This is a genomic window from Streptomyces sp. UH6 (assembly GCF_013421635.1).
Classification (GTDB): domain Bacteria; phylum Actinomycetota; class Actinomycetes; order Streptomycetales; family Streptomycetaceae; genus Streptomyces; species Streptomyces abyssomicinicus.
This window is the reverse complement of record NZ_JACADT010000196.1, coordinates 1-7,697: the sequence shown is the minus strand read 5'-3', so window position 1 is coordinate 7,697 and position 7,697 is coordinate 1. Positions and strand designations below refer to the sequence as shown.

The following is a 7,697-nucleotide window of genomic DNA, read 5'->3' as shown; positions in this document are numbered from 1 at the left end:
CGACGGCCCCGACAGGCCCCACGGCCCCGACGCCACAGCCGCCACGGGCGGCGCCGGCACCGACAGCACCACCGACAGCACCACCCACACCCAAGCATGAGGACGGACGGAATGAGCAGCAGGGCCGACGAGCAGTCCGCCGGGGCGACCGAGGCCGGCAAGGCGATGCTCGGTTACGAGCAGGCGCGGGACGAGCTGATCGAGGTGGTCCGGCGGCTGGAGGCGGGCGGGACCTCGCTGGAGGAGTCGCTGGCGCTCTGGGAGCGCGGCGAGGAGCTCGCCAAGGTGTGCCGCCGCTGGCTGGAGGGCGCCCGCAGGCGTCTGGACGCGGCGCTGGCCGAGGAGGAGGGCGACGGGAACCCGGAGGAGTGAGCGCGGGGGCCGCCACGGAACGGACACGGAGCGTGCCCGCCTGCGGCGAGCGGCTTATTTGAATTTTCAACCTCTTCGGCCCTACAGTGGCACCGTTCCTCCACCGGACCCCGAAAAGGCTGACGCATGTCTCTCGCTCTTGACCCCGCCGCCCAGGACCTGCTGTTCCGTGAGGCGCACACCGCCCAGAAGTTCTCCTCCGAGCCGGTGACCGAGGAGCAGCTGCGGGCGATCCACGACCTGGTCAAGTTCGGCCCGACGGCCTTCAACCAGTCGCCGCTGCGGGTGACGCTGGTCCAGTCGCCCGAGGCCCGCGAGCGCCTGGTGGCACTGCTCTCGGACGGCAACAAGGCGAAGACCGCCTCCGCGCCGGTCACCGCGATCCTGTCCGCCGACGCCGAGTTCCACGAGGAGCTCGACGTGCTGCTCCCGGCGATCCCCGGCGCCAAGGACCTGTTCTTCGCCGAGCGCCCGGTGCGCGAGCGCTCCGCCCTCTCCAACGCGCAGCTCCAGGCCGCGTACTTCATCATCGGCGTCCGCGCCGCCGGTCTGGCCGCCGGCCCGATGACCGGCGGTGACATGGAGGGCATCCGCAAGGAGTTCCTCGGCGACGACCACCTCCCGCTGATGGTCGTGAACATCGGCCGGATCGCCGAGGAGGAGGGCGCCCACTACCCGCGCGCCCCGCGCCTGTCCTACGAGCAGGTCTTCACCACCGTCTGAGCGACGAAGGCCCGACGGCCCCGCCGCTCCCGTGAGGTGGGAGACGGAAGGCCCCCCGCGCGCGACGCGGGGGGCCTTCTCGCGTTCCGGCCGGCCGCCTACTCGGCGGGCTTCGGCTCGGTCCGCAGCGCCTCCGCCATCGTGGTGAGGTCCTCGATGCCGCCACTGCCGGTCACCACGGTGGTGACGCCCTCCTCCTGGAGGACCAGACCGTCGTAGCGCTCGCCCTCGTAGCGGACCCAGTCGCGGCCGGCCACGCTCACCATGCCCTTCTTCGCGGCGCCCTGGGTGGCGTCCTCGACGAACTCGGACGGCTCCTGCGTCGACTGCTCCAGCGCCACGTAGCCGCCGTCCGGGTCGGAGAACCCCAGGTGCCAGCGCGCGTTCTCGGCGCGGTAGCGCACCGACGTCGCCGTCCAGCTCTCCGGCAGGCCCTCCGGGGCCGCCACCGGGTACGGCGCGGCACGGCGCGCCGTCAGGAGCTCGACCCGGTAGTCCACCCGCTTCGGCTCCGGCACGGTGTCGTCGTGCGGGACGAAGAGGTAGATCACGCCCGCCGCGAGGAGAATGAGGCCCAGGGAGAGAACCATGTCCCGGACCGACTGCTTGCCTTTCATACCTGCCACGCCCCTATCGTCGCAGGTACCCGTCGCGCTCATCCGTGGGGTCCTCTGCTCATAATTTCACCCGGGGGTTAGAGTCAAGGACGAACGACCCTCATCCGGCCGTCGTCGTACAGGGAAGGTGCGCTCCGATGACCGAGCACAATCTGCTGCCGTCCGAACTCGAGGTCCCGTCCGAAGCCCCGGACCGCAACCTGGCCCTGGAACTGGTCCGGGTCACCGAGGCCGCCGCCATGGCGGCGGGCCGCTGGGTGGGCCGCGGTGACAAGAACGGCGCCGACGGCGCCGCGGTGCGCGCCATGCGCACCCTCGTCTCGACCGTCTCGATGAACGGCGTCGTCGTCATCGGCGAGGGCGAGAAGGACGAGGCCCCGATGCTGTTCAACGGTGAGCAGGTGGGCGACGGCACCGGCCCCGAGTGCGACATCGCCGTCGACCCCATCGACGGGACCACGCTCACCGCCAAGGGCATGACCAACGCGATCGCCGTGCTGGCCGCCGCCGACCGGGGCTCGATGTTCGACCCCTCGGCGGTCTTCTACATGGACAAGCTGGTCACCGGCCCGGAGGCGGCCGACTACGTCGACATCAACGCACCGGTGTCGGTGAACATCCGCCGGGTCGCCAAGGCCAAGCGGTCCACGCCCGAGGGCGTCACCGTGGTCATCCTGGACCGCCCCCGGCACCAGCAGCTGATCCAGGAGGTCCGGGAGACCGGCGCCCGGATAAAGCTGATCACCGACGGCGACGTGGCCGGCTCCATCCTCGCCCTGCGCGAGGGCACCGGCATCGACCTGCTGCTGGGCATCGGCGGCACGCCGGAGGGCATCATCTCGGCCTGCGCGGTGAAGTGCCTGGGCGGCACCATCCAGGGCAAGCTCTGGCCGAAGGACGACGAGGAACGCGAGCGGGCGATCGCGGCCGGCCACGACCTGGACCGGGTACTGACCACCGACGACCTGGTCTCCGGCGACAACGTGTTCTTCGTGGCCACCGGCATCACCGACGGCGAGCTGCTGCGCGGTGTGCGGTACCGCTCGGAGACGGCGACGACCTCGTCGATCGTGATGCGCTCCAAGTCCGGGACGGTGCGGGAGATCCACTCCGAGCACCGGCTGAGCAAGCTCCGGGCGTACAGCCAGATCGACTTCGACCGGGCCAAGTAGCCCGACGGGCACAGCAGCAGGCCCAGGGCGCTTCCGGTGCGGCGGAGGCGCCCTTCGGCGTACCGGGGGCCGAGACGTACCGGGAGTCCGAAGCGTCCCCGGCGTCGTCCGAAGCGTCCCCGGCGTCCGAGGCGTTCCGGATCCGGGTTCGGGCCCGGCACCAGACTCCAGGCACCAGGCACCAGGCACCAGGCACCAGGGGCCCCGGCCCGGAAGGCGGGCCCGCGCCCCGTGGCCCCGCGGTGCCGTCGGCGGTCAGCCCGCCGCCGCTATGCGTCCTTGGGCCGCGGAACGCGCCGCCTTCTGGAGCTCGATCTCCCGGCGCCGGCGACGGGCCAGCACCAGACGGCGCTCGGCGGCCGTCAGCCCGCCCCAGACTCCGTAGGGCTCCGGCTGCAACAGGGCGTGCTCCCGGCACTCCACCATCACCGGACAGCGCGCGCAGACCCGCTTGGCCGCTTCCTCACGGGACAGCCGGGCGGCCGTGGGCTCCTTGGACGGGGCGAAGAACAGGCCCGCCTCGTCCCTGCGGCAGACCGCGTCGGTGTGCCAGGGAGCCTCCTGGTCACGGTCCCTCCGGGCGCTCCGAGGGGCCGGGACCGGGGGGACCTGTGCGACCTTGGTGACCTGCAGGGACGAACGCGTGTGCTGCGGCACGGTCTACTCCTGACGAAGGCTTCGCGAGCGAGCGGCGATGCGTCAAGCACTACCCCTTGCGCGCGTGCCGTATGCACCGCGTACACGCCTCGCGACGGAGCGCGGCGGTCACAACTCCCTTGACGTGGAACCGAGATGCCCGCCGTCGGAGTGCCCCTCCGCAGGCCCGCCCGAGCGCCCGCCCGCATGCCCGCCCCCCAGGTGCCGGCTCCCCGTGTACCCGCTCCCGAGGTGCTTGCGCAGGGACCTGTCCACGCGCCGGTGCACCCGGTCCAGGATGTCGGCCACCCTGCTTCCACGACGCGGCTGCGCCTCGACGCTCCCGAGGACCGCCCAGCCGTCCACGTACACCACCGGGGCGTTGGAGTCCTCGGCGTCGGCGGCGTCCACCTCGAAGCTGCCGAGGACGCCGCCGCCGGTGCCGCGCAGGGTGACGTTCTCCGGCACGTACACCTCGACGCTGCCGAAGACCGAGACCGCCTTCACCGTCACCTGCTGGTGCTCGAAGACCGCCTCGCTGAGGTCGATCTCGACGCTGCCGAATATCGCGTACGCGTTGATCCGGCGGCCCGCCCGCCACCGCCCGGTCCGGGATGCGGCGCTGAATATCGCCGCGACGTTCTCGCCCGCCACCGGCAGTGTCTCCAGGTCCAGCGGCGCGGGGGACCCGGGGGCGGCGTGGGAGCCCCGCCCTGCCGGCAGGTCCCGGACGAACGCCTCGAGCTCGCCGACGGTACGGGCGGCGAGGACGCCCTCGACCCGCTCTCCATGCTCCTCCGGCGTGAGCCGGCCCTCGGCGACGGCCTCGCGCAGCTGGTCCACGACGCGGTCACGCTCGGCGTCGGACGCGCGCAGCTCGGGGTTCTTGTGAAGGTCCACACACGGAGCGTAGCAGTCGCGATGTATCGCGACCACCCCCCGTGAGGGGCGAATCGCCGACGGGTCCGCCGCTCATACGCGCGCCCACCCTGTCAAGCGAGCCTTACCTCACAGCGGCGGCCCTCCGGGCACGTTCTACGCTGGTGGGCGCTGGCTATCTTTCGAGTGAGGAATGGCGAGATGCCTGAGTTCGCGTACACCGATCTGCTCCCCACCGGAGAGGACACCACGCCCTACCGGCTGGTGACCTCCGAGGGCGTGTCGACCTTCGAGGCCGACGGACGCACGTTCCTCAAGGTGGAGCCGGAGGCGCTGCGCAAGCTCGCCGAGGAGGCCGTCCACGACATCCAGCACTACCTGCGGCCCGACCACCTCGCCCAGCTCCGGAAGATCCTCGACGACCCCGAGGCGTCCGCCAACGACAAGTTCGTCGCCCTGGACCTGCTGAAGAACGCGAACATCGCCGCCGCGGGCGTCCTGCCCATGTGCCAGGACACCGGCACGGCGATCGTGATGGGCAAGCGCGGCCAGAACGTGCTCACCGAGGGCGGCGACGAGGAGGCCCTCTCCCGGGGCATCTACGACGCCTACCAGAACCTCAACCTGCGCTACTCGCAGATGGCTCCGCTCACCATGTGGGAGGAGAAGAACACCGGCTCCAACCTGCCCGCCCAGATCGAGCTGTACGCGACCGACGGCGGCGCCTACAAGTTCCTCTTCATGGCCAAGGGCGGCGGTTCCGCCAACAAGTCGTTCCTCTTCCAGGAGACCAAGGCGGTCCTCAACGAGGCCTCCATGATGAAGTTCCTGGAGGAGAAGATCCGCTCGCTGGGTACGGCGGCCTGCCCGCCGTACCACCTGGCGATCGTGGTCGGCGGCACCTCCGCCGAGTTCGCGCTGAAGACCGCGAAGTACGCCTCCGCGCACTACCTGGACGGCATGCCCACCGAGGGATCCGTCCTGGGCCACGGCTTCCGCGACACCGAGCTGGAGGAGAAGGTCTTCGAGCTCACCCGTGAGCTCGGCATCGGCGCCCAGTTCGGCGGCAAGTACTTCTGCCACGACGTCCGCGTCATCCGCCTCCCCCGCCACGGCGCGTCCTGCCCCGTCGCGCTCGCGGTCTCCTGCTCCGCCGACCGCCAGGCCGTCGCGAAGATCACCGCCGAGGGCGTCTTCCTGGAGCAGCTGGAGAAGGACCCGGCGCGCTTCCTCCCGGACACCACCGAGGCCGACCTCATCCAGTCCGGCGACGTCGTCAAGATCGACCTCAACCGGCCGATGGACGAGATCCTCGCCGAGCTGACCAAGCACCCGGTCAAGACCCGCCTCTCGCTCACCGGCCCGCTGGTCGTGGCCCGCGACATCGCGCACGCCAAGATCAAGGAGCGCCTGGACGCCGGCGAGGGCATGCCGGAGTACCTGAAGGACCACCCGGTGTACTACGCCGGTCCCGCGAAGACCCCCGAGGGCTTCGCCTCCGGTTCCTTCGGCCCCACCACGGCCGGCCGCATGGACTCCTACGTCGAGCAGTTCCAGGCGGCGGGCGGCTCCAAGGTGATGCTGGCCAAGGGCAACCGCTCGCAGCAGGTCACCGACGCGTGCGCCGCGCACGGCGGCTTCTACCTGGGCTCGATCGGCGGCCCCGCCGCCCGCCTGGCGCAGGACTGCATCAAGAAGGTCGAGGTCCTGGAGTACGAGGAGCTCGGCATGGAGGCGGTCTGGCGGATCGAGGTCGAGGACTTCCCGGCGTTCGTCGTGGTGGACGACAAGGGCAACGACTTCTTCCAGAACCCGGCCCCGGCGCCCACCTTCACCTCCATCCCGGTCCGCGGCCCCGGCCTCTGACCCACGGATGCCGGGTGCGGCGTGACCACGGCCGGGTCGTGGTCACGCCGCACCGCCGGATCAGGCGTCCGTCACGCGAACCGCTGGTTCGCCGCGCCGGTGCAGCTCTGCAGCACCAGGTTGGCGGTGGCCGACGGCAGCGTCACGCACAGCCCGGTGGCCGAGGCGGGCCGCAGGGTGCCGCCCTGCCGGACGAACCGCTGGTTGGCGTCGCCGTGGCAGTCCCACAGGACCAGCCGCGCGCCCGCCGCGACGGCGCCGCCGCGGACGTCGAGGCAGCGGTCGTGGGAGAGCGCGCTGTGGACGGTCCCGCGCGCGCCGTCGTGCCACCAGTCCTGGTTGCGCCCGCCGTGGCAGCCGTGGCCGGTGACCGCGGTGTCGTTGCGGCTGGACACGCCGGCGGCGTCCACGCAGGTGCCGGTCGCCTCGTTGCGCAGCGGACGGAACTTGTCGTCCCAGGCGCCGTCGATCACCTGGACCCCGGCCGCGCCCGCCGGGTCCGCGCAGCTGCCCTCGCGCGCGGTGAAGCCGTAGAACTGCCGGAAGCACTCGGCGAAGGCCGTGTGGCCGCGGTAGTTGGGGTGGAAGGACTGCCGCACCGCGTTCTCGTCCGGCGGGAACGGGTTGGCGGCGACGGTCAGACCGCGCACCCAGGTCTCCTCCATGCAGACCTCGTGGCCGTGGAAGAGCCGCGAGTTGTCCAGGTAGTGGGCGCCGCTGAGCTCGGCGGCCCGCCGGATGCCGCGCTCGAACGACGGCACCGCCGCGTTCCGCGCCCAGGCGAGGTCCTCGTCGGCCAGGGTGCAGCCGCCGGGCAGCTTCCCGGGGAAGTCGGGGTTGTCGCGGATGTCGGGGCCGCCCGGGCTCGGGTAGCCCATCAGCACCAGCTTGTAGGCGCTGTCCGCGTAACCCGCGCCGCGCATCACGGTCCGGAGGTCCTCGACGGTCGCGGTGACCTTGGGGACCAGGCCGTCGATGCGGTCCTGCCAGCCGGCCTCCAGCTCGGGCGAGCAGGGCCCCTGGAGGAGGAACCAGTCCAGCGTGCAGTCGGTGACCACCGGACCGAACCGCAGGTCGTCGTTGGCGCCGACCACCACCACGATCATCTTGACCCTGGTGTTGCGCGCCTTCACCGCCAGGCTGTCGCTCTGGACCAGTTCGTCGGCGTACTGCGGGGATCCGCCGATCCTCAGGTTGACGGTGCTCGCCCCGGAGCAGGAGACGTTGTACGTGACGTCGGCGGGGATGCCGGTGCGGTGGATCGCCGCGTCACGGGAACGGTGGCACCAGTTGTCGGGGCCGTCGGTGGGCGACTCGTAGTTGCCCACGCCCTCGCCGGAGATTTCGCTGTCCCCCAGCGAGATCAGCGAGGTCTTGCGCGCGTCGAGCGGCCGCTCCGCGGAGTCGCCGTAGAGCGTGACGGCCTCGGCCG

The 7,697-nt window shown here is 71.6% G+C and carries 8 protein-coding genes; 4 read left to right on the top strand and 4 right to left on the bottom strand.

Annotated features, from left to right (window positions below; genetic code table 11):
* The first annotated feature begins 111 nt into the window (after positions 1–111).
* Positions 112–372, top strand: coding sequence for an exodeoxyribonuclease VII small subunit (locus tag HW445_RS12575; RefSeq protein WP_180221113.1), 261 nt, complete (start codon positions 112–114; stop codon positions 370–372).
* Positions 373–498: 126 nt separating this feature from the next.
* Positions 499–1,095: a malonic semialdehyde reductase gene (locus tag HW445_RS12570; RefSeq protein ID WP_151771539.1), complete on the top strand. Its 597-nt coding sequence runs from the start codon at positions 499–501 to the stop codon at positions 1,093–1,095.
* Positions 1,096–1,193: 98 nt separating this feature from the next.
* Here HW445_RS12570 and HW445_RS12565 read toward each other — a convergent pair whose 3' ends face one another.
* Entirely contained in the window at positions 1,194–1,721 is a 528-nt protein-coding gene (locus HW445_RS12565; protein WP_180221112.1) for a DUF4245 domain-containing protein, read from the bottom strand.
* Between the two features lie 128 nt (positions 1,722–1,849).
* On the opposite strand from HW445_RS12565, the gene glpX reads away from it, so the two are divergent.
* Positions 1,850–2,884 (top strand): class II fructose-bisphosphatase, encoded by a 1,035-nt coding sequence (gene glpX / locus HW445_RS12560; protein WP_180221111.1) that lies wholly within the window; start codon positions 1,850–1,852, stop codon positions 2,882–2,884.
* Positions 2,885–3,139: 255 nt separating this feature from the next.
* Here glpX and HW445_RS12555 read toward each other — a convergent pair whose 3' ends face one another.
* Together HW445_RS12555 and HW445_RS12550 are read right to left on the bottom strand one after the other, a co-directional pair.
* The gene (locus HW445_RS12555; RefSeq protein ID WP_374939637.1) at positions 3,140–3,541 is read right to left on the bottom strand and encodes a WhiB family transcriptional regulator; all 402 of its coding nucleotides are present in this window, start codon (positions 3,539–3,541) and stop codon (positions 3,140–3,142) included.
* A gap of 108 nt (positions 3,542–3,649) precedes the next feature.
* Complete coding sequence (locus HW445_RS12550; RefSeq protein ID WP_374939636.1) at positions 3,650–4,420, bottom strand: DUF1707 domain-containing protein; 771 nt, start codon at positions 4,418–4,420, stop codon at positions 3,650–3,652.
* Between the two features lie 180 nt (positions 4,421–4,600).
* On the opposite strand from HW445_RS12550, the gene HW445_RS12545 reads away from it, so the two are divergent.
* Positions 4,601–6,265 (top strand): fumarate hydratase, encoded by a 1,665-nt coding sequence (locus tag HW445_RS12545; RefSeq protein ID WP_180221110.1) that lies wholly within the window; start codon positions 4,601–4,603, stop codon positions 6,263–6,265.
* A 71-nt stretch (positions 6,266–6,336) separates the two neighbouring features.
* Here HW445_RS12545 and HW445_RS12540 read toward each other — a convergent pair.
* On the bottom strand, positions 6,337–7,697 hold a 1,361-nt coding region (locus tag HW445_RS12540; RefSeq protein WP_180221109.1), incomplete at its 5' end, for a ricin-type beta-trefoil lectin domain protein.

Excerpts from the sequence above, each read along its gene's own strand:
- glpX (WP_180221111.1), top strand. The coding sequence starts at position 1,850 with ATGACCGAGCACAATCTGCTGCCGTCCGAACTCGAGGTCCCGTCCGAA.
- HW445_RS12575 (WP_180221113.1), top strand. The coding sequence starts at position 112 with ATGAGCAGCAGGGCCGACGAGCAGTCCGCCGGGGCGACCGAGGCCGGC.
- HW445_RS12570 (WP_151771539.1), top strand. The coding sequence starts at position 499 with ATGTCTCTCGCTCTTGACCCCGCCGCCCAGGACCTGCTGTTCCGTGAG.
- HW445_RS12545 (WP_180221110.1), top strand. The coding sequence starts at position 4,601 with ATGCCTGAGTTCGCGTACACCGATCTGCTCCCCACCGGAGAGGACACC.